Below are 22,921 nucleotides of genomic sequence, written 5' to 3'. Positions count from 1 at the left end.
GTCAGGCCAGGTGGTGGCGGTCGGTGCGGCTGACCGTCACCGCCGCAACCACGACACCGATCACGACGCCGATGAGCGTGTCGACGATCCGGGTCATTCCGGCCTCGGGCGTCATCGGCGACGTGAACCCCGTCATCACGAGCGCCATCGGCGTCACCGCGAGCGTCGTGAGGGCGTAGTTCACGAGCACCATCAGTTCCGCCGCGATCTGCAGGATCACGACCGCAGCGACGGACTCCCAGAATCCCAACGACATCGCGAGCAGTCCGGCCGCGATGGCCGCACCGGCCACGTTGCCGAGCAGACGCTGGATGCCGCGCTGGACGGTGTGGGTGTAGTTGAGGCCCTGCAGCGCGGCAATGGCGCCCATGGACGCCCACAGCGGATGCTCGAATCCGCAGGCCGACGCGATCCATCCCGCTGCAGCGGACGCGATCGTCACCCGAACCGCGGTGTGGCGCAAAGCAGTCGACGTGATGTTCACGCGCGCCATCTTCAGCACCCGGTGGGGCGTGGGGAGCTCGGTCAGCGGCGACGGGCGGTCGCTCACACCACCGAGCACGCTGGCCCGCTTGACCTTTCGCAGTTCCCGCTCGTGCTGCGCAATGTCCCGGATGAGGGTCGCGTCGCCGTCGGCGATCCAGACCTCGATCGCCTCGTCGGCGGCGTCCAGCAGGTGTGCAAGGTCGCGGCCGTGACCGTGCTGCGCGCGCGACCGACCACTCGCCGCAAGCACTTCCCGGGCACGATCGAGCGCCGCACGCGCCGCCGGGACGCCGTCCGTTCCCGTCCGCTCGAGGGAGCCGACGGCCACGAGGGCCCGGGCCGCCGCCAATCGGGCGGGCCCCAGCGGCAGGACCAGGCCGGGGAGCATCGCCGCAACCCACCCCACGAGCACGCCCACTCCCGCGGCCGACGTCACCGCACCGACGTCGGACCACGACGTCGAGTAGCCCGCCGCACCGGTTGCCGCGAAGACGAGGATCACCGGGCCCGGACCGAGCAGTTGGAACGCATTCATGTAGCCCGAGGCCACGCCGGCGGCGAGCGACAGCGCGCCGATGAGCACCCACACCGGCAAGGCCGCGGCGCCCAATGCACCACCGAGCGCGACGAACGCGACCAGTGCGGCACCGACGAGCGCGAGCTTTCCGGCCAGGCGCGGATACGGCTCGTAACGCCCGAATGCCGCCGCCAACGCTCCGAGTGCCGCGAATCCGGCGAGCTCCCGGTAGCCGACGAGCCCACCCGCGACGAGCACCACCGCCGTCGCGAGCCCGACACGCAGCGCCGGCGCGATCGTCGCATCCGCAGCACGCAGTTCGAATGCTCCACGCCAGGTACTCGGCACGACCACGTGTGCGAGAGCGCCTCGTGCACGGGCGAACCGAGTGGGGGTGGGGGCCTCGAGTGCAGTCACTCAACTCAGTGTACCCGAGTTAGTTCACGAGTAAAATACCGGTGAACAGAACACGATCCCTTGGCTAGGATGAGGAAGTGGATTCGACCGGCAGCCCTGAACGCGACTTCATCGACAAGATTCGCCAGGAATGGTCACACTCCTATCCGGCGGTGGACACGTCGCCGATCGAAATCATGGGGCGGATCACCCGGATCAGCTCGCAGGCCCTGCACCGGCTCGACCGCTCTCTCGGACCCAGCGGTGTCTCACGCGCCGAGTTCGAGGTGCTGTGTGCGCTCGCCCGATGCGATCGCCCGCTCCGTACGAGCGAGGTCACCGCGGTGACGATGGTCAGCAGCGCCGCAACCACAAAGCACGCCGACCGCTTGGTCAAGCTGGGTCTGGTGGAGCGTCAGCGCTTCGAGCGCGACGGGCGCGTGGTGCTTCTCGAGGTCACAGCGGAGGGGCGGGCACTCGTCGATCGCGAGTTCCCGCAGCGCGTCGATAGGGATCGCCGACTCCTCGAGGGTCTCGACGCCGACGAGCGCGAGCTGCTGGCTCGACTGCTGCGGCGGATCGCTCGCAACAGCGACGACCTCGACCGAATCTGATTACCGGCACCCGGTACGCACCCACCGGCCGGCGCCGGCCGCCACTCGGGGCCGGCTTTCCGGTCGCCGGCATCCCCATGAGAAGCGAAAAATAGATGCGGATACGCCGAAGGCCCCCACCAGTAATTGGTGGGGGCCTTCGGGAAAAGATGTTCGGCGGTGTCCTACTCTCCCACACCCTGTCGAGTGCAGTACCATCGGCGCTGGAGGGCTTAGCTTCCGGGTTCGGAATGGGACCGGGCGTTTCCCCTCCGCTATGGCCGCCGTAACTCTATGAAACTGTCACACCATCATTCCCCCGCCCGAACCACAACCCGGAGGATTGTGTTGGGGGTGAATGGTTTCTGTGTGTTGTTTCAGATACCGCACAGTGGACGCGTAGCTTCTTTGTGGTAAGTCCTCGGCCTATTAGTACCAGTCACCTCCACACATTACTGTGCTTCCAGTTCTGGCCTATCAACCCGGTGGTCTGCCGGGGGCCTTACCCCCTCGAGGGGGTGAGAAACCTCATCTTGGAACAGGCTTCCCGCTTAGATGCTTTCAGCGGTTATCCCTTCCGAACGTAGCTAACCAGCAGTGCTCCTGGCGGAACAACTGGCACACCAGAGGTTCGTCCGTCCCGGTCCTCTCGTACTAGGGACAGCCTTCCTCAAGTTTCTAACGCGCGCGGCGGATAGAGACCGAACTGTCTCACGACGTTCTAAACCCAGCTCGCGTGCCGCTTTAATGGGCGAACAGCCCAACCCTTGGGACCTACTCCAGCCCCAGGATGCGACGAGCCGACATCGAGGTGCCAAACCATCCCGTCGATATGGACTCTTGGGGAAGATCAGCCTGTTATCCCCGGGGTACCTTTTATCCGTTGAGCGACACCGCTTCCACTTGCCGGTGCCGGATCACTAGTCCCGACTTTCGTCCCTGCTCGACCTGTCAGTCTCACAGTCAAGCTCCCTTGTGCACTTGCACTCGACACCTGATTGCCAACCAGGCTGAGGGAACCTTTGGGCGCCTCCGTTACATTTTGGGAGGCAACCGCCCCAGTTAAACTACCCACCAGGCACTGTCCCTGAACCAGATCATGGTCCGAGGTTAGATGTCCAATACGATCAGAGTGGTATTTCAACAACGACTCCACGAACACTGGCGTGCCCGCTTCACAGTCTCCCACCTATCCTACACAAACCGAACCGAACACCAATACCAAGCTATAGTGAAGGTCCCGGGGTCTTTTCGTCCTGCCGCGCGTAACGAGCATCTTTACTCGTAATGCAATTTCGCCGAGTCTGTGGTTGAGACAGCAGAGAAGTCGTTACGCCATTCGTGCAGGTCGGAACTTACCCGACAAGGAATTTCGCTACCTTAGGATGGTTATAGTTACCACCGCCGTTTACTGGGGCTTAAATTCTCAGCTTCGCCATTACTGGCTAACCGGTCCTCTTAACCTTCCAGCACCGGGCAGGCGTCAGTCCGTATACATCGTCTTACGACTTCGCACGGACCTGTGTTTTTAGTAAACAGTCGCTTCTCTCTGGTCTCTGCGGCCCCCACCAGCTCACGGAGCAAGTCCGGTCACCGGCAGAGGCCCCCCTTCTCCCGAAGTTACGGGGGCATTTTGCCGAGTTCCTTAACCACAGTTATCTCGATCGCCTTAGTATTCTCTACCTGACCACCTGTGTCGGTTTGGGGTACGGGCCGTGTGAAAGCTCGCTAGAGGCTTTTCTCGGCAGCATAGGATCACTGAATTCGCCTCAATCGGCTACGCATCACGTCTCAGGCTGTATGTGACCCGGATTTGCCTAGGCCACGCCCTACACGCTTACACCAGTATTACCACTGACTGGCTCAGCTACCTTCCTGCGTCACCCCATCGCTTGGCTACTACCAGATCGGTTCACGCGCATCCACCAACCACAGTCCCGAAGGACAACGGCCGGCTTCAGGGCGCTTAGCATCACTGATTCACCAGGGGCGCGTTCACACGGGTACGGGAATATCAACCCGTTGTCCATCGACTACGCCTGTCGGCCTCGCCTTAGGTCCCGACTCACCCTGGGCGGATTAACCTGGCCCAGGAACCCTTGGTCATTCGGCGGACGAGTTTCTCACTCGTCTTTCGCTACTCATGCCTGCATTCTCACTCGTGCAGCCTCCACGACTAGTTCACACTGCCGCTTCCATGGCTGCACGACGCTCCCCTACCCATCCACACCACTGCCGGACGATCCGTAAACCATCCGGGGTGTTATGTGAATGCCGCGGCTTCGGCGGTGTACTTGAGCCCCGCTACATTGTCGGCGCAGGATCACTTGACCAGTGAGCTATTACGCACTCTTTCAAGGGTGGCTGCTTCTAAGCCAACCTCCTGGTTGTCTTCGCGACCCCACATCCTTTTCCACTTAGTACACGCTTAGGGGCCTTAGCCGGCGATCTGGGCTGTTTCCCTCTCGACTACGAAGCTTATCCCCCGCAGTCTCACTGCCGTGCTCTCACACTCTGGCATTCGGAGTTTGGCTGACGTCAGTAACCTTGTGGGGCCCATCGGCCATCCAGTAGCTCTACCTCCAGAGTGAAACACACGACGCTGCACCTAAATGCATTTCGGGGAGAACCAGCTATCACGGAGTTTGATTGGCCTTTCACCCCTACCCACAGCTCATCCCCTCAGTTTTCAACCTAAGTGGGTTCGGGCCTCCACGACGTCTTACCGTCGCTTCACCCTGGCCATGGGTAGATCACTCCGCTTCGGGTCTAGAACATGCCACTCGAACGCCCTATTCGGACTCGCTTTCGCTACGGCTACCCCACACGGGTTAACCTCGCGACATGCCGCTAACTCGCAGGCTCATTCTTCAAAAGGCACGCCATCACCCACCCACCGAAGTGGCGCAGGCTCTGACGGATTGTAAGCGCACGGTTTCAGGTACTATTTCACTCCCCTCCCGGGGTACTTTTCACCTTTCCCTCACGGTACTAGTCCGCTATCGGTCACCAGGGAGTATTCAGGCTTATCGGGTGGTCCCGACAGATTCACAGCAGATTTCACGGGCCCGCTGCTACTCGGGTGTCCGCCACGACAGTCACCATGTTTTCGTCTACGGGACTCTCACCCTCTACGACAGGCCGTTCCAGACCACTTCGACTAACACGATGATTTCTTACTGTCGGCCAATCCGGCAGAATTGACAAGACGGATCCCACAACCCCACGAATGCAACGCCCGCCGGCTATCACACACCCATGGTTTAGCCTCATCCGCTTTCGCTCGCCACTACTCACGGAATCACATGTTGTTTTCTCTTCCTGTGGGTACTGAGATGTTTCACTTCCCCACGTTCCCTCCACACGCCCTATATATTCAGGCGCGGGTAACCACACATCACTGTGGCTGGGTTTCCCCATTCGGACATCCTCGGATCTCAGCTCGGTTGACAGCTCCCCGAGGCTTATCGCAGCCTCCTACGTCCTTCATCGGCTCCTGGTGCCAAGGCATCCACCGTACGCTCTTAAACACTTACAACAAAGATGCTCGCGTCCACTGTGCAGTTCTCAAACAACACACAAGCAGAAAACCCGTGCAGACACCGGACCAACCGGAACTTCCGTTCCCGCTGCGGTATGACCTGCGCTTCCCGCTTGTCGTTTCTTCCATGAAAGATCACTCGCGTGTTCCCTCAGGACCCAACAGTGCGCCGATATAACTCTCTTCCCACCAGCACAGGGGCCGGCGGTTCGTGAAGAAAATGCTTGTCAGTGTTCCACCCATGAGCAACCGCAGTCCCACGATTGGGGACTACACGGCCTCTGCCAGCCACCGACTCACCTGTGTGAACGGTGTACTGGAGAATGCTCCTTAGAAAGGAGGTGATCCAGCCGCACCTTCCGGTACGGCTACCTTGTTACGACTTCGTCCCAATCGCCGATCCCACCTTCGACGGCTCCCTCCCACGAGGGGTTAGGCCACCGGCTTCGGGTGTTACCGACTTTCATGACGTGACGGGCGGTGTGTACAAGGCCCGGGAACGTATTCACCGCAGCGTTGCTGATCTGCGATTACTAGCGACTCCGACTTCACGGGGTCGAGTTGCAGACCCCGATCCGAACTGAGACCGGCTTTAAGGGATTCGCTCCACCTCACGGTATCGCAGCCCTCTGTACCGGCCATTGTAGCATGTGTGAAGCCCTGGACATAAGGGGCATGATGACTTGACGTCATCCCCACCTTCCTCCGAGTTGACCCCGGCAGTCTCCTGCGAGTCCCCGCCATTACGCGCTGGCAACACAGGACAAGGGTTGCGCTCGTTGCGGGACTTAACCCAACATCTCACGACACGAGCTGACGACAGCCATGCACCACCTGTATACCGACCACAAGGGGGCACCTATCTCTAGGCGTTTCCGGTATATGTCAAACCCAGGTAAGGTTCTTCGCGTTGCATCGAATTAATCCACATGCTCCGCCGCTTGTGCGGGCCCCCGTCAATTCCTTTGAGTTTTAGCCTTGCGGCCGTACTCCCCAGGCGGGGCGCTTAATGCGTTAGCTACGGCACGGATCCCGTGGAAGGAAACCCACACCTAGCGCCCACCGTTTACGGCGTGGACTACCAGGGTATCTAATCCTGTTCGCTACCCACGCTTTCGCTCCTCAGCGTCAGTTACTGCCCAGAGACCCGCCTTCGCCACCGGTGTTCCTCCTGATATCTGCGCATTTCACCGCTACACCAGGAATTCCAGTCTCCCCTGCAGTACTCAAGTCTGCCCGTATCGCCTGCAAGCCCGCAGTTGAGCTGCGGGTTTTCACAGACGACGCGACAAACCGCCTACGAGCTCTTTACGCCCAGTAATTCCGGACAACGCTCGCACCCTACGTATTACCGCGGCTGCTGGCACGTAGTTGGCCGGTGCTTCTTCTGCAGGTACCGTCACTTGCGCTTCGTCCCTGCTGAAAGAGGTTTACAACCCGAAGGCCGTCATCCCTCACGCGGCGTCGCTGCATCAGGCTTTCGCCCATTGTGCAATATTCCCCACTGCTGCCTCCCGTAGGAGTCTGGGCCGTGTCTCAGTCCCAGTGTGGCCGGTCGCCCTCTCAGGCCGGCTACCCGTCGTCGCCTTGGTAGGCCATTACCCCACCAACAAGCTGATAGGCCGCGGGCCCATCCTGCACCAGTAAACCTTTCCAACCCCCGCCATGCGACAGGAGCTCATATCCGGTATTAGACCCAGTTTCCCAGGCTTATCCCAGAGTGCAGGGCAGATCACCCACGTGTTACTCACCCGTTCGCCGCTCGTGTACCCCCGAAAGGGCCTTACCGCTCGACTTGCATGTGTTAAGCACGCCGCCAGCGTTCGTCCTGAGCCAGGATCAAACTCTCCGTTGAAGACTCTAGATTGGCCGGCAAAACCGGCAATCAGCCATAGACATCGAGTCAAATCACTAGCAAAAAAACTCAAACTAGCTTGCACTGACCGCCCCAGACGGAAGAATGAGACGATCAGCAAATACCCACCCCACCAAAAATGATGGCGTGGAGTACCAAAATATTTGGCACTGACATTCATCGACACACTGTTGAGTTCTCAAAGAACACGCGCACACCATCACTCGAAACCATGCAGTTCCTCGTTCCGGGGCAACCGTTCCAGCCTAACCCCTACCGGCACCGGACGCAAATCCGATCCCCGGAGAGAGTTTCAGCAGATTCGCCAGGCGCTCCCCGTACAACCTCGTTTTCCCACGCTGACCGGTGAAGGTCGCGGCCGGGTCGGTGTCCGTGTCGCTCTGACCCGGATTAAGTTACGCGATCCTCGTGCAGAACACCAAATCGGGTGCTTCCGGAATTGGTGCACAGGTCGCGACGCAGGAACGCCGGTTCGGATCAGGCCTGGTGTCGGGTCCTCTCACTGTGATGATCGCTGGGCGCGGATGCGCACCGCATCTGATCCGTTGCATCCATCGACCGGGACGTGGTGTCGACAGGGTGGCCGAAGCGTTGGTCGCCCTTCCGCACTTCCGGGCCGGCGACTGGCCGCGGAGCGATCGGGCCCCTCACCGACGAGGAGAGCCGGTGATTTCGCGGGCTCCGCCATCGGTCACGCTGGGCCGGACTTCGACCTCGCCACGGTCGTCACGAACGACCCGTCGGCGCCGCCTGTAGTCGAGCACCACAGGCAACCGCACGAACCGAGATGCCCCGCGGTCCCCTGGCTCAGCACTCGACGTGTCCCACGAAGTGGAGGAACCGATCGGAAGTGGAGGAACCGATCGACTGCACGCTTTCGCTGCCGGGCGTGCCCGAGGCATCTCGGGTCTACGCGACGGAACTTGTGGGAAGTAACGCTCGCGCCCCAGCAGTGACGCCCTCCCAACAGGTTCGTTTCCGTCCACGGACAGGCTGCGGTGACCATTCGCCTGTGATGGTCCGCGAGAACTTCGCCGTCCGAGCGGTGTCGGCGTTCGTCTGCTCCGAGGGTCGTCGTGCCACCACTCCGGTACTCCGTCATCGGTTGGCACTTCTCGCCGGTTCGACCACGATCGTGCATCGAACGCGACCTGCAGGAAGGAGTTCTGAGCCAGACTGCGAATCCAGTGGTCCCGAGCAGCATCGATGGCCGCCCTGCCCCGCGGTTTTGTAGTGCGAACCCCGTCCGCGTCCGGAACGCTCCGGCCGGAGGCGCCGCCGCTGGCATGAATCCCGGTCCAGCGGAAGGGGTGGCGCCCCAGGTCGGGTCGAGACCCCACGACTCCATCGCGCCGAATAGGCGATGCTCACAACAGATAGGCCGGTCGGCAGGCCCAGAGATATGCCGACACGCCCCGAGCACCCGCAACCCGACGAGCCCGAACGCTCCATCCAGCTGCTCACAGCACGGCCGGCAAGATCCGACAGGTAATCGCCCAACGTCGCGGCCGGCCGCAATCTACCCGGATCCGCAGCCCGCCCTGCTACCCACCGTGGGCCCTGGTGACGCCTGGCAATTGGACGCGACCTGGATCTCACCGCAACCCGGTTGCCGGCGCTGGTCCCTCGCTGTCGCAAGAGAAGTGGATCCAGACGCAGCGCACCGAGGACCCGTGCGCCGTCAGGCGGGGGCTGTGCCGTCAACTCGGTGGCCTAGCGCAACCCGGCCTGGATGCTGGTGGCGCCCCGGTGACGAGCAAGGTGAGGCAGCCAACTTCACCACCGCGTCGTGCCGGCCCGAGGTCCACGCGACCATATTGCTCTTGGCCGCACGGAAATCCGAGGATTCAGATGCGGATGCGGCCCTTCCGCGACATGGGCTTCGCGGGCCGCGACTCCACCACGACCGGACTCGCCCGTGGTCCACCTTCGAGGAACCGGTGAGCCGGTGAGCCGGTGGGACGACACGATCATCCACGACACCGGCCGAGCAGCGTGACCTCGGCCGCTTCGCCGCTCCTCGAATGGGACCGGGGTCTCTCATCGAGAAGCCTTCTGCTCTTGTCTTGCCATTCGAGCTGTGAACGACCGTCTCGAGCAGCGCGAGTTCGCCGATCCAAGCATGCTCGATCTGCGGTGACGGAATTCTCCGTCGTCGGCCACCCCGCGATCGGTGGCGCCTCACCGAGAACGACTCGGCGCCGACCCCATGGACTGTGTGGGCTACCACCGTGAGGGTCACCGATAGAGCCACGATGTCGACGCGACGGCAATCCCGAATCATGTTTGGCTTCAAATGCTTTCAGGACATCGCGGCGCCCTCGCGCTGGGCTCGAACCACCGACAGGAAGTGACGTATGAGCTACCCGACCGCCTGCGACAGCAGAGGGCGACAGCATGCGCTGCGTCCCACGGGTCAGCCCGGTCGGAGGTCCTCCGATGCGTGGCTGTGGCAGTGGCATCCCCGTATGGCTGCCGACGGCACCTGGGGCGAGGCGCTCGCCAGAGTCACCGCGGCAGCAGAAGCGGCGTGGGCGATCGACGGCATTACCAATCGACTCCACGATCGTCCGCGCTCATCATCACCGCGCCAAGAATGCGACCCTCTCACAGGGGCTCGATCAATTCGCAGGGAGCCGAGCGGCCTGACCGGGGTATCGGCCGCTCCCACGGCGGCTTTGTCCACGAAGATCCACCAACCGTCGACGGCAACGGACTACCGCTGGCCGGACTGACCACCTCAGGGAAGGCAGGCTACTCGCCGGCGTTCCCACCACTGGCTGATGGCGCAACTGCGCGTGGGCCGCGACGATGGCCGCGACGAGGCGTCGTCATCTGGAGGGCTCCGCGGTCACTCCCGCCCCCGCGACGTCGAGGCGATGATTCCCGAAACCGACGACCGCTTCAACGCCGCCTTCGCCTAGGCAAAGGCGTTGTCAGTCGATGCCCTTTCCTTCGATGATGCGCACGACCAAGGTGAGCCGACCGGTTGGCGTCCACGCACCGACAGCGATGTCACCGGAACTCAGACGCGTGAGGCTCTCGATCTCTCCTTCGTCGCCGAAGCCGATCGGCAAAGCGATCCGCTGAGAAGTGCGCGTCGGAGACGATAAAGGCGTCCTCGGTCGCGTAAACGGCAACACGGTCGTCGTTGATCCAGCATCCAGCGAGCCCGAAACCGTACGCGGAATCGAAGTCACTCGAGTCGAGCACTGCGATCTCCTTCAGATCCGGCCACGACAGCATCCGTACGGTCTCCGGATCGCTCGGGTACGGGGTGACGAGCAGTCTGGTGCCCGAGGGACTGAAACCCGCGTCCACTACCCGTTCGTCCAGGATCGCCCCGGTCGCAGAATCGAGCACGAGCAGCCGGTGCCTCTCGCCGTCCGGGACCGCGACGACGAGTAGACGACCAAGAGCGCCGCCGCGCCGGCGGACAGCCCCGGGACGGACGGTGACCACTTCCGCGCCGACGATGACGCGCCCGCCGGCGAAGGCGAGTACGAGCTGATCGAGGCTGGACGTCGCAAGGAGGCAGACGTCATCCGCCAGCGGGAGCCCTCGCTGCGAATTCTCGGAGAGCAATCTCGGAGAGCCTGTCGTCGAGCAGACGCACCGTGCCGTCGCGCCACAGCACGAAAGTCGGACGTCCACCCCCGTCTCGCCGGCAGGAACGAGCCGCGGCATCGGGTCCAGGACGTCGATCACGTCAGCGGAGATGACATTCGATCACTCACCTACGGCGCCGGCCGACGCTTTCCGGAACGCGATCTATGAATCGGGTTCAAAGACATGCGGATACGCCGAAGGCCCCCACCAGTAATTGGTGGGGGCCTTCGGGAAAAGATGTTCGGCGGTGTCCTACTCTCCCACACCCTGTCGAGTGCAGTACCATCGGCGCTGGAGGGCTTAGCTTCCGGGTTCGGAATGGGACCGGGCGTTTCCCCTCCGCTATGGCCGCCGTAACTCTATGAAACTGTCACACCATCATTCCCCCGCCCGAACCACAACCCGGAGGATTGTGTTGGGGGTGAATGGTTTCTGTGTGTTGTTTCAGATACCGCACAGTGGACGCGTAGCTTCTTTGTGGTAAGTCCTCGGCCTATTAGTACCAGTCACCTCCACACATTACTGTGCTTCCAGTTCTGGCCTATCAACCCGGTGGTCTGCCGGGGGCCTTACCCCCTCGAGGGGGTGAGAAACCTCATCTTGGAACAGGCTTCCCGCTTAGATGCTTTCAGCGGTTATCCCTTCCGAACGTAGCTAACCAGCAGTGCTCCTGGCGGAACAACTGGCACACCAGAGGTTCGTCCGTCCCGGTCCTCTCGTACTAGGGACAGCCTTCCTCAAGTTTCTAACGCGCGCGGCGGATAGAGACCGAACTGTCTCACGACGTTCTAAACCCAGCTCGCGTGCCGCTTTAATGGGCGAACAGCCCAACCCTTGGGACCTACTCCAGCCCCAGGATGCGACGAGCCGACATCGAGGTGCCAAACCATCCCGTCGATATGGACTCTTGGGGAAGATCAGCCTGTTATCCCCGGGGTACCTTTTATCCGTTGAGCGACACCGCTTCCACTTGCCGGTGCCGGATCACTAGTCCCGACTTTCGTCCCTGCTCGACCTGTCAGTCTCACAGTCAAGCTCCCTTGTGCACTTGCACTCGACACCTGATTGCCAACCAGGCTGAGGGAACCTTTGGGCGCCTCCGTTACATTTTGGGAGGCAACCGCCCCAGTTAAACTACCCACCAGGCACTGTCCCTGAACCAGATCATGGTCCGAGGTTAGATGTCCAATACGATCAGAGTGGTATTTCAACAACGACTCCACGAACACTGGCGTGCCCGCTTCACAGTCTCCCACCTATCCTACACAAACCGAACCGAACACCAATACCAAGCTATAGTGAAGGTCCCGGGGTCTTTTCGTCCTGCCGCGCGTAACGAGCATCTTTACTCGTAATGCAATTTCGCCGAGTCTGTGGTTGAGACAGCAGAGAAGTCGTTACGCCATTCGTGCAGGTCGGAACTTACCCGACAAGGAATTTCGCTACCTTAGGATGGTTATAGTTACCACCGCCGTTTACTGGGGCTTAAATTCTCAGCTTCGCCATTACTGGCTAACCGGTCCTCTTAACCTTCCAGCACCGGGCAGGCGTCAGTCCGTATACATCGTCTTACGACTTCGCACGGACCTGTGTTTTTAGTAAACAGTCGCTTCTCTCTGGTCTCTGCGGCCCCCACCAGCTCACGGAGCAAGTCCGGTCACCGGCAGAGGCCCCCCTTCTCCCGAAGTTACGGGGGCATTTTGCCGAGTTCCTTAACCACAGTTATCTCGATCGCCTTAGTATTCTCTACCTGACCACCTGTGTCGGTTTGGGGTACGGGCCGTGTGAAAGCTCGCTAGAGGCTTTTCTCGGCAGCATAGGATCACTGAATTCGCCTCAATCGGCTACGCATCACGTCTCAGGCTGTATGTGACCCGGATTTGCCTAGGCCACGCCCTACACGCTTACACCAGTATTACCACTGACTGGCTCAGCTACCTTCCTGCGTCACCCCATCGCTTGGCTACTACCAGATCGGTTCACGCGCATCCACCAACCACAGTCCCGAAGGACAACGGCCGGCTTCAGGGCGCTTAGCATCACTGATTCACCAGGGGCGCGTTCACACGGGTACGGGAATATCAACCCGTTGTCCATCGACTACGCCTGTCGGCCTCGCCTTAGGTCCCGACTCACCCTGGGCGGATTAACCTGGCCCAGGAACCCTTGGTCATTCGGCGGACGAGTTTCTCACTCGTCTTTCGCTACTCATGCCTGCATTCTCACTCGTGCAGCCTCCACGACTAGTTCACACTGCCGCTTCCATGGCTGCACGACGCTCCCCTACCCATCCACACCACTGCCGGACGATCCGTAAACCATCCGGGGTGTTATGTGAATGCCGCGGCTTCGGCGGTGTACTTGAGCCCCGCTACATTGTCGGCGCAGGATCACTTGACCAGTGAGCTATTACGCACTCTTTCAAGGGTGGCTGCTTCTAAGCCAACCTCCTGGTTGTCTTCGCGACCCCACATCCTTTTCCACTTAGTACACGCTTAGGGGCCTTAGCCGGCGATCTGGGCTGTTTCCCTCTCGACTACGAAGCTTATCCCCCGCAGTCTCACTGCCGTGCTCTCACACTCTGGCATTCGGAGTTTGGCTGACGTCAGTAACCTTGTGGGGCCCATCGGCCATCCAGTAGCTCTACCTCCAGAGTGAAACACACGACGCTGCACCTAAATGCATTTCGGGGAGAACCAGCTATCACGGAGTTTGATTGGCCTTTCACCCCTACCCACAGCTCATCCCCTCAGTTTTCAACCTAAGTGGGTTCGGGCCTCCACGACGTCTTACCGTCGCTTCACCCTGGCCATGGGTAGATCACTCCGCTTCGGGTCTAGAACATGCCACTCGAACGCCCTATTCGGACTCGCTTTCGCTACGGCTACCCCACACGGGTTAACCTCGCGACATGCCGCTAACTCGCAGGCTCATTCTTCAAAAGGCACGCCATCACCCACCCACCGAAGTGGCGCAGGCTCTGACGGATTGTAAGCGCACGGTTTCAGGTACTATTTCACTCCCCTCCCGGGGTACTTTTCACCTTTCCCTCACGGTACTAGTCCGCTATCGGTCACCAGGGAGTATTCAGGCTTATCGGGTGGTCCCGACAGATTCACAGCAGATTTCACGGGCCCGCTGCTACTCGGGTGTCCGCCACGACAGTCACCATGTTTTCGTCTACGGGACTCTCACCCTCTACGACAGGCCGTTCCAGACCACTTCGACTAACACGATGATTTCTTACTGTCGGCCAATCCGGCAGAATTGACAAGACGGATCCCACAACCCCACGAATGCAACGCCCGCCGGCTATCACACACCCATGGTTTAGCCTCATCCGCTTTCGCTCGCCACTACTCACGGAATCACATGTTGTTTTCTCTTCCTGTGGGTACTGAGATGTTTCACTTCCCCACGTTCCCTCCACACGCCCTATATATTCAGGCGCGGGTAACCACACATCACTGTGGCTGGGTTTCCCCATTCGGACATCCTCGGATCTCAGCTCGGTTGACAGCTCCCCGAGGCTTATCGCAGCCTCCTACGTCCTTCATCGGCTCCTGGTGCCAAGGCATCCACCGTACGCTCTTAAACACTTACAACAAAGATGCTCGCGTCCACTGTGCAGTTCTCAAACAACACACAACACCCAGATATCCCGTGGCACCAGCCGGAGCGAACCCCGCGGTATGACCACACCCAGATGCTGTCGTTTCTTCCATGAAAGATCACTCGCGTGTTCCCTCAGGACCCAACAGTGCGCCGATATATCACCCACCAGCCGGCCATGTGACCCGCTGAACCGTGGATGAGGTAGTCAGTGTTCCACCCATGAGCACCACCGGATTACGTGTGAATCCGAAATGGCTCTGCCTGCTCCCCTCACACCTGTGTGTGAGTCCGAGTCAGGAGATGCTCCTTAGAAAGGAGGTGATCCAGCCGCACCTTCCGGTACGGCTACCTTGTTACGACTTCGTCCCAATCGCCGATCCCACCTTCGACGGCTCCCTCCCACGAGGGGTTAGGCCACCGGCTTCGGGTGTTACCGACTTTCATGACGTGACGGGCGGTGTGTACAAGGCCCGGGAACGTATTCACCGCAGCGTTGCTGATCTGCGATTACTAGCGACTCCGACTTCACGGGGTCGAGTTGCAGACCCCGATCCGAACTGAGACCGGCTTTAAGGGATTCGCTCCACCTCACGGTATCGCAGCCCTCTGTACCGGCCATTGTAGCATGTGTGAAGCCCTGGACATAAGGGGCATGATGACTTGACGTCATCCCCACCTTCCTCCGAGTTGACCCCGGCAGTCTCCTGCGAGTCCCCGCCATTACGCGCTGGCAACACAGGACAAGGGTTGCGCTCGTTGCGGGACTTAACCCAACATCTCACGACACGAGCTGACGACAGCCATGCACCACCTGTATACCGACCACAAGGGGGCACCTATCTCTAGGCGTTTCCGGTATATGTCAAACCCAGGTAAGGTTCTTCGCGTTGCATCGAATTAATCCACATGCTCCGCCGCTTGTGCGGGCCCCCGTCAATTCCTTTGAGTTTTAGCCTTGCGGCCGTACTCCCCAGGCGGGGCGCTTAATGCGTTAGCTACGGCACGGATCCCGTGGAAGGAAACCCACACCTAGCGCCCACCGTTTACGGCGTGGACTACCAGGGTATCTAATCCTGTTCGCTACCCACGCTTTCGCTCCTCAGCGTCAGTTACTGCCCAGAGACCCGCCTTCGCCACCGGTGTTCCTCCTGATATCTGCGCATTTCACCGCTACACCAGGAATTCCAGTCTCCCCTGCAGTACTCAAGTCTGCCCGTATCGCCTGCAAGCCCGCAGTTGAGCTGCGGGTTTTCACAGACGACGCGACAAACCGCCTACGAGCTCTTTACGCCCAGTAATTCCGGACAACGCTCGCACCCTACGTATTACCGCGGCTGCTGGCACGTAGTTGGCCGGTGCTTCTTCTGCAGGTACCGTCACTTGCGCTTCGTCCCTGCTGAAAGAGGTTTACAACCCGAAGGCCGTCATCCCTCACGCGGCGTCGCTGCATCAGGCTTTCGCCCATTGTGCAATATTCCCCACTGCTGCCTCCCGTAGGAGTCTGGGCCGTGTCTCAGTCCCAGTGTGGCCGGTCGCCCTCTCAGGCCGGCTACCCGTCGTCGCCTTGGTAGGCCATTACCCCACCAACAAGCTGATAGGCCGCGGGCCCATCCTGCACCAGTAAACCTTTCCAACCCCCGCCATGCGACAGGAGCTCATATCCGGTATTAGACCCAGTTTCCCAGGCTTATCCCAGAGTGCAGGGCAGATCACCCACGTGTTACTCACCCGTTCGCCGCTCGTGTACCCCCGAAAGGGCCTTACCGCTCGACTTGCATGTGTTAAGCACGCCGCCAGCGTTCGTCCTGAGCCAGGATCAAACTCTCCGTTGAAGACTCTAGATTGGCCGGCAAAACCGGCAATCAGCCATAGACATCGAGTCAAATCACTAGCAAAAAAACTCAAACTAGCTTGCACTGACCGCCCCAGACGGAAGAATGAGACGATCAGCAAATACCCACCCCACCAAAAATGATGGCGTGGAGTACCAAAATATTTGGCACTGACATTCATCGACACACTGTTGAGTTCTCAAAGAACACGCGCACACCATCACTCGAAACCATGCAGTTCCTCGTTCCGGGGCAACCGTTCCAGCCTAACCCCTACCGGCACCGGACGCAAATCCGATCCCCGGAGAGAGTTTCAGCAGATTCGCCAGGCGCTCCCCGTACAACCTCGTTTTCCCTCGCTGACCGGTGAAGGTCGCGGCCGGGTCGGTGTCCGTGTCGCTCTGACCCGGATTAAGTTACGCGAACCTTGCGTGGATCGCCAAATCGCTTGGTCAGAGGCCTGCAGGGGGCGTACCTGGTGAACACTCGGTGCCCGGAGATCGTCCTACGGCATCTCGACGGTCTCGGCCCGCGCAATCTCCCCGATCGCCGCCCGGATGTACCCGTCGGCCACGACGTCGGCGGACGCGAGCAGATCCGCCATCACCAGGACCGCGCTCCGGAGATAGTCCGCCTGGCCGATCTTCTGGGCGTCCTCGCTCATCTCCGGGAGACCGAGCGAACCGGTGAGGACCGCGGCCAGCGCCGTGACATCGAGGTCGGGAAGCCAGGCGAGCGCGGCGCCGGCGACCCGCGTCAGCGCACCTTGGATGTCGTCGCCGGAGAAGCCGTCGGGGTGCAGGTCCTCGAGCAGCGCCCGCACCACTCCGGCGTGGACGATCGACACCTGCTCGAAGGGCAGCGCGACCATGTCCTCCACAACCTCGGCCAACTGCTCGCGCGAACCGGAGCGGGCCGCGGTGATCGCGTCGTCGGTCGCTACGGCGATCTGGCGTGCGGTCGTCGGCCACTCGGCGGGCCAGTCGCCTCCTCTACGCATGCGCATCACACCGCCGCGCTCAGGGCGACCGACAGCGGCACGGCCGTTAGGCACAGGACGGCCGCGACCAGCAGTCCGATCACCAGGCGCTTGTCCCACTGCCCGCGCGCGCCGCTCGCCGCCAGGACGAACAGTACGAATCCGACACAGACGGAGATGATCGTGACGAGGACCGGTGTGGTGACCATGGCTGGATTGTGCCTCAGCCCCGTTTTCCCTGATCGGCCAGGAGTTGGGCCAGGTGAATGCCCTCACGTCGGGTCAGGTCGGTGATCTGCGTCCGACACGAGTAGCCGTCCGCCAGGACCACGGTCCCGGGCTGCGCCCGCGCCACCGCCGGCAGCAGCTGGTGCTCGGCGACAGCGACAGACACCTCGTAGTGGCCCTTCTCCACACCGAAGTTCCCCGCGAGCCCGCAACACCCTCCGAGGCGCTGCACCGTGGCGCCCGCCCGGTGCAGCAGCGCCTCGTCCGCTCCCCAGCCCATCACTGCGTGGTGGTGACAGTGCGGCTGCGCGACGACAGTGGTACCAGAGAGGTCCGGCGGGTTCCAGCCGTCGCGGTCGGCGAGCAGTTCGGCGAGGGTGCGGGCGGACTCGGCGACCACCCTCGCGGCGTCGGTGCCGAGCAGCTCGGGGCCGTCGGCGCGGAGCACGGCCGTGCACGACGGTTCCATCCCCACGATCGGCACGCCCTCGTCGGCCAGGGCCGTCACGGTGCGACCGAGGATGCGGCGGGCGGCGTCGAGCTGACCGGTGGTGATCCACGTCAAACCGCAGCACTGCCGCTCTGGGGTGAGGCGCGGGCGGAATCCGGCGTCCTCGAGTACCCGGACCGTCGCGATACCGACCTCGGGCGTGAAGTGGTCGGTGAACGTGTCGACGAACAGGACGACCGGGTCGCCGGTCGTGCGGCGCTCGGCGGCCGTCGACGCGAACCAACGCCGGAAGGACGTGGTGGCGAACTGCGGGACGTGGCGTCGTCGATCGGCTCCTCCCAGCGTCAACGCGGCCGCCGCGACACCCGGGAGTCCGGTCACGGCGTTGACCAGCCGCGGCGCCCGCCCGGCGATCGCCGCCCACCGCGGCAGCCACCCCAGCGAATAGTGCGAGACCGGACGTAGCCGCTTCCGATAACTCTGGTGCAGGACCTCCGACTTGTAGGAGGCCATGTCGACGCCGGTGGGACAGTCCGACGCGCAGCCCTTGCAGGACAGGCACAGCTCGAGGGCGTCGTGCACCTCGGGCGAGCGCCAGCCCTCCCTCACGAGGCCGCCGTTGACCATTTCCTGCAGGACGCGGGCACGTCCCCGTGTCGAGTCCTTCTCCTCCCGCGTCGCCATATAGGAGGGACACATGACGCCGCCGGCGCCGGTGGTGTCGGCGCGGCACTTCCCGACGCCCGTGCACCGGTGCACGGCCTGCGCGAAATCGCCGTCGTCGTCGCGGTACGCGAGCGCCAGGTTCCTGCGCAGCGGCAACGTCTGCGGGACGCGCAGATCGGCGTCGGCGGGCCTCGGGTCGACCAGGACGCCGGGATTGAGCACATTGTCGGGGTCGAAGACGTGCTTGACGGCGCCGAACAGCCGCAGCGCGTCGGGCGAGTACATGATCGGCAGCAGTTCGCTGCGAGCGCGGCCGTCGCCGTGCTCGCCGGACAGCGACCCGTCGTAGCGGGCGACCAGTTCCGCGGCGGCGGTGAGGAAGCGCCGGAAGACGGCCGAGCCGTCGGGCCGGTCCAGCGGCAGATCGAGGCGGATGTGCAGGCAGCCGTCGGCGAAATGGCCGTACGGCAGGCCGGTGATGCCGAAGTCGGTGAGCAGGACGTCGAAGTCGCGCAGGTAGGGACCCATCCGGTCGGGCGGGACGGCCGCGTCCTCCCATCCCGCGTAGGCAGGCCGGCCGACGGGGCTGCGGCCCGCGAGCCCGGCACCGTCCTCCCGGATCCGCCACAGCGCCGCCGCCCGCGCCGGGTCCCCGACGACGAGCGCGTCGATCGCACCGCATCCCTTCGCCAGGGCACCAGCCCGGTCGAGCACCTCGTCGCGCGACTCGCCCGCGATTTCCACGAACAGCCACGCCGCCCCGCGCGGCAGCGGCGGCACCGCCTGCGGGCCGCGGCGTTCGCGGACGACGTCGACCAGACGCGAGTCGATGCCCTCGCACGCGGTGGGACGGAAGCCGAGGACGGCCTTGGCGTCGTCGCCGGCGGCGGCGATGTCGCCGTAGCCGAGCGCGACCAGCACCCGGTGCGCCGGATCCCGCACCAGATTCACCGTGGCCTGCGTGACGATCCCGAGGGTGCCCTCGCTGCCGACGAGGAACCGGAGGGCGTCGAAACCGTTCTCCGGCAGCAGGTGTTCGAGCGCGTACCCGGAGGCCTGACGCCCGAAGCGGCCGAATTCCGTTCGAATGGTGGCCAATCCGGTGCGCGTGACGTCGCGCAGACGATCGAGGACCGGGGTACTCGACGCGACGGGAAGCGACAGCGTCTCCCCCGTGCCGGTGACGATGTCGAGCCCGACGACGTTGTCGGACGTGCGTCCGTACCCGAGAGTTCTTGCCCCGCAAGCGTTGTTACCGATCATCCCGCCGATGGTGCAGCGGTTGTGCGTCGACGGGTCGGGACCGAACCGCAGGCCGTGCGGGGCCGCGACCCGCTGCAGAGTCGCCTGCACCACGCCCGGTTCCACGACCGCCGTCCGAGCCTCGGGATCGACCTCGCGCACCCGACCGAGGTGACGACTGAAGTCCAGGACCACGCCCGCGCCCACCGCATTCCCCGCGACCGACGTCCCCGCACCGCGCGCCGTGACCGGGACACCCTCCGCGCGGCAGACGTCGAGCACCGCCGCGACCTCGTCCACCGCGCGCGGGAACACCACGGCCGTCGGCGGCACTCGGTACAGCGACGCGTCCGACGAATACATCGCCCGCGTGGTCCCGTCGTCCCGGACGTCACGCACCCCGGCGCGGCGCAGCGCGTCGGAGATCGGCGTCCAGTCCGGCATACGTGCAGCCTAGTGCCGCGCCGTGAGCACCACCGGGCCGTCGTCCGTGATCGCGATGGTGTGCTCGCTGTGCGCCGCGCGGGCGCCGGTCACGGTGCGCAACGTCCAGCCGTCGGCGTCGTGCCGGTAGTCGTCGCTGCCGTCGGCGATGAGCATCGGTTCGATCGCGAGCACGAGGCCGGGACGCAACCGCATCCCCTTGCCGGCGCGGGCCTCGTTCGGGACGTGCGGGTCCTCGTGCATGACGCGCCCGATGCCGTGGCCACCGTGATCGGCGAGCAGTCCGTAGCCGAGACTCCGGACGTACTTCCCGATCGCGGCGCCGATGTCGCCCAAGCGGTTTCCGGGCTGCGCGGCGGCGATGCCGCGGCGGAGCGCCTCGTCGGTGGAGGCGATCAACGCGTCGTCCGCGGGCGCGGAGGCGCCGACGACGAAACTGATCGCCGCGTCGCCGCACCAGCCGTCGAGCGTCGCGCCGCCGTCGATGCTCACCAGATCGCCGTCGCGCAGCCGGTAGTTCGACGGGATGCCGTGCGCGACAGCATCGTTGACGGAGGCACAGATGACGCCCGGGAACGGGTACGGCGCCGAATGCGGGCGGTAGTTCAGGAACACCGGGCGCGCACCAGCCTCGGCGATGGTGTGCGCGGCGACGGCGTCGAGCTCGCGCAGGCTCACGCCCACCGTCGCGTGCGCGCGCACCGCAGCGAGCGCGTCGGCGACGACCCGCCCTGCCGCCCGCATCGCGTGGATCTCCGATTCGGTCTTGAGTTCGACCACGACTGACACCTTCCGGTTCGAATAACTATACCGGTATTACTATAGGCATCATGGTGCGTGTGCCGCTGACAGCGGAGGAACTCGAGCGTGGGCAGCGGCTCGGTGAGCTGCTGCGATCGGCGCGGGGCAAGACGAGCATGGTTCAGGTCGCCCTCGATGCGGGGATCTCCGTGGAGACCCTCCGCAAGATCGAGACCGGGCGCATCGCGACGCCGGCGTTCTTCACGATCGCCGCCGTCGCGCGCGTCCTCGACATCTCCCTCGACCGCATCGCCGCGACGCTGGATGTCGCACTCGACGACAACCCGGATCGGGCACCCCGCCGCGCCTCCTGACGACATCCTCGGTGCAGCCGCGGCCGTCAGAGTTCCGTGAGCACCGTGACAGGCACCGTCGTCAGCGGCGGGACCGGGTCCAGCGCGCGCAGATCCTCGTCCTCCGCCACCTCGCCCCAGAAATCGTCCGGCGTCACGTCCAGCCCGAGCACAATCCAGGGGCCGCCGGAACGCAGGAAGGCGTACGAGACCATCGCACGCTCGGGCACCTGCTCTCCGAACAGCTGATCACCGACCGGATACCCCTGCTGCTCACCGATCACCGTCAGCGCCGAAGGATCGATCGCCGATCGGACCAGCATGGCTTCGACCGCCCGCTCCAGCTGCCGTCCCGCTTCCGCTTCCTCTTCCCCCGACCACCCCCGGTAGCCGGGATGGCGGACACAGCAGAGGATGTGTGATGCCGCCACCCCGGTCGCCAGGCTCCGATACAAGCGCAGAACAGGAAAGCCACTACCCATGCGGGCGACGCTACTGCCCCACCGCATGCGCTCCGGGACCTCAGTCGAGCTCGGGCGCCTCGGCGCCCATCTTGATCCGCCCCAGGCGACGATCCCACCCGGCGGCGATCCGCTCGAGCTGACCGGCCGCCTCGCTCAACCGCGCACCGACGGCGACGAACCGCACCTCCCGGCCGTCCCGTTCGGCCTCCACGAGTCCCACCTCCTGCAGTACCGCCAGGTGCTTCGCGATCGCCTGCCGCGAGACCGGCAGTTCCCGCGCGAGCGCGGACGCCGACGCCGACGACCGCCCGAGCCGGAGCAGGATGCCCCAGCGGGTGTCGTCGGCGAGGGCCGCGAAGACCACCGGCGGGTCGAGGGATTCACCCGACCGCATCGACCGCCTCCTCCGCATGCCGCTTCGCGAGCGCCATCTCGATCCGCCAGCCCTCGACGTGGTCGTCGTACCGGCTGCGCCGCGCCTGCGCGCTCCCGGGCAGCGACGCGAAGCCGCTTTCGATGACCGTCAGAACGACGCTCGTCGGTGAGGTCTCCTCGATCCGGAACTCCACCAACGTCGACGGCCCGCCTGGCGCATCGGCGTCGGTGAGCCACCGGAAGGCCGCGTAGCGGGGTTCGTCCAGCTCCACCGTCGCGAACGCGAACGCGCCGTGGGTGGGGTCGTGCACGACGTCCAGGTCGCCGCGGCGCTCGATGCGGTGCGGCACGATCTGCTCGTCGTTGACATACCAGCCCGGCTCGCTCACGAGCTTCCACACTCGCGCGGCCGGAGCATCGATCGCGATCTCCCGTTCGATTCGATCGAAGACGTCCATCAGTTCCATCCCTTCGTGCGTCGAGAACTACCTGCAACTTCAGAATTGCAGGTTG

The 22,921-nt window shown here is 63.2% G+C and carries 12 protein-coding genes and 6 rRNA genes; 3 read left to right on the top strand and 15 right to left on the bottom strand.

The features are described from left to right. Position 1: 1 nt before the first annotated feature. A complete protein-coding gene (locus ABTV10_RS00980) occupies positions 2-1,420 on the bottom strand; it encodes an FUSC family protein (RefSeq protein WP_499031956.1) in 1,419 nt (472 codons plus the stop codon). A gap of 77 nt (positions 1,421-1,497) precedes the next feature. Between ABTV10_RS00980 and ABTV10_RS00975 the strand changes: the two genes are divergently transcribed. Next, entirely contained in the window at positions 1,498-2,013 is a 516-nt protein-coding gene (locus ABTV10_RS00975) for a MarR family winged helix-turn-helix transcriptional regulator (RefSeq protein WP_499031954.1), read from the top strand. 151 nt (positions 2,014-2,164) lie between these two features. On the opposite strand, the gene rrf (ABTV10_RS00970) is transcribed toward ABTV10_RS00975, so the two are convergent. The 3 genes from rrf (ABTV10_RS00970) to ABTV10_RS00960 all read right to left on the bottom strand — a co-directional run bounded on the left by rrf (ABTV10_RS00970) (position 2,165) and on the right by ABTV10_RS00960 (position 7,388). Next, a 5S ribosomal RNA gene (rrf, locus tag ABTV10_RS00970) occupies positions 2,165-2,281 on the bottom strand. A gap of 120 nt (positions 2,282-2,401) precedes the next feature. Beyond that, positions 2,402-5,530 (bottom strand): 23S ribosomal RNA (locus tag ABTV10_RS00965). Between the two features lie 337 nt (positions 5,531-5,867). Further along, positions 5,868-7,388, bottom strand: a 16S ribosomal RNA gene (locus tag ABTV10_RS00960). Together the 16S, 23S and 5S rRNA genes form the textbook arrangement of a ribosomal RNA operon. Positions 7,389-10,192: 2,804 nt before the next feature. On the opposite strand from ABTV10_RS00960, the gene ABTV10_RS00955 reads away from it, so the two are divergent. Continuing rightward, entirely contained in the window at positions 10,193-10,333 is a 141-nt protein-coding gene (locus tag ABTV10_RS00955) for a hypothetical protein (protein WP_499031953.1), read from the top strand. Between the two features lie 91 nt (positions 10,334-10,424). Here ABTV10_RS00955 and ABTV10_RS00950 read toward each other — a convergent pair whose 3' ends face one another. The 8 genes from ABTV10_RS00950 to map form a co-directional block, all read right to left on the bottom strand. Further along, the gene (locus ABTV10_RS00950) at positions 10,425-10,994 is read right to left on the bottom strand and encodes a hypothetical protein (protein ID WP_499031952.1); all 570 of its coding nucleotides are present in this window, start codon (positions 10,992-10,994) and stop codon (positions 10,425-10,427) included. Positions 10,995-11,257: 263 nt separating this feature from the next. After that, positions 11,258-11,374 (bottom strand): 5S ribosomal RNA (gene rrf, locus ABTV10_RS00945). Positions 11,375-11,494: 120 nt separating this feature from the next. Beyond that, positions 11,495-14,623 (bottom strand): 23S ribosomal RNA (locus tag ABTV10_RS00940). A gap of 321 nt (positions 14,624-14,944) precedes the next feature. Then, a 16S ribosomal RNA gene (locus ABTV10_RS00935) occupies positions 14,945-16,465 on the bottom strand. Between the two features lie 505 nt (positions 16,466-16,970). Further along, positions 16,971-17,465: a hypothetical protein gene (locus ABTV10_RS00930; protein WP_499031951.1), complete on the bottom strand. Its 495-nt coding sequence runs from the start codon at positions 17,463-17,465 to the stop codon at positions 16,971-16,973. Between the two features lie 5 nt (positions 17,466-17,470). Beyond that, positions 17,471-17,653, bottom strand: a complete 183-nt coding sequence (locus ABTV10_RS00925; RefSeq protein ID WP_499031950.1) for a hypothetical protein — start codon at positions 17,651-17,653, stop codon at positions 17,471-17,473. 14 nt (positions 17,654-17,667) lie between these two features. Continuing rightward, entirely contained in the window at positions 17,668-20,475 is a 2,808-nt protein-coding gene (locus ABTV10_RS00920) for an FAD-binding and (Fe-S)-binding domain-containing protein (RefSeq protein WP_499031948.1), read from the bottom strand. A 9-nt stretch (positions 20,476-20,484) separates the two neighbouring features. After that, complete coding sequence (gene map / locus ABTV10_RS00915) at positions 20,485-21,255, bottom strand: type I methionyl aminopeptidase (protein ID WP_499031946.1); 771 nt, start codon at positions 21,253-21,255, stop codon at positions 20,485-20,487. A gap of 50 nt (positions 21,256-21,305) precedes the next feature. Here map and ABTV10_RS00910 point away from each other — a divergent pair, with 50 nt between their 5' ends. After that, positions 21,306-21,590, top strand: coding sequence for a helix-turn-helix domain-containing protein (locus ABTV10_RS00910; RefSeq protein WP_499031944.1), 285 nt, complete (start codon positions 21,306-21,308; stop codon positions 21,588-21,590). Between the two features lie 26 nt (positions 21,591-21,616). Here ABTV10_RS00910 and ABTV10_RS00905 read toward each other — a convergent pair whose 3' ends face one another. The 3 genes from ABTV10_RS00905 to ABTV10_RS00895 are packed head-to-tail and all read right to left on the bottom strand — an operon-like array spanning position 21,617 to position 22,866. After that, positions 21,617-22,051 (bottom strand): hypothetical protein, encoded by a 435-nt coding sequence (locus tag ABTV10_RS00905; protein WP_499031943.1) that lies wholly within the window; start codon positions 22,049-22,051, stop codon positions 21,617-21,619. A 40-nt stretch (positions 22,052-22,091) separates the two neighbouring features. After that, a complete protein-coding gene (locus ABTV10_RS00900; RefSeq protein ID WP_499031941.1) occupies positions 22,092-22,427 on the bottom strand; it encodes an ArsR/SmtB family transcription factor in 336 nt (111 codons plus the stop codon). Then, on the bottom strand, positions 22,414-22,866 hold the full coding sequence (locus ABTV10_RS00895; RefSeq protein WP_499031940.1) for an SRPBCC family protein: 453 nt from the start codon (positions 22,864-22,866) through the stop codon (positions 22,414-22,416). The genes ABTV10_RS00900 and ABTV10_RS00895 overlap by 14 nt, the downstream gene beginning before the upstream one ends. Positions 22,867-22,921 lie beyond the last annotated feature (55 nt).

Source organism: Paraburkholderia sp. RHO2, assembly GCF_050955445.1.
Classification (GTDB): Bacteria; Actinomycetota; Actinomycetes; order Mycobacteriales; family Mycobacteriaceae; genus Prescottella; species Prescottella agglutinans_A.
This window is presented reverse-complemented; position numbering and strand designations above follow the sequence as displayed.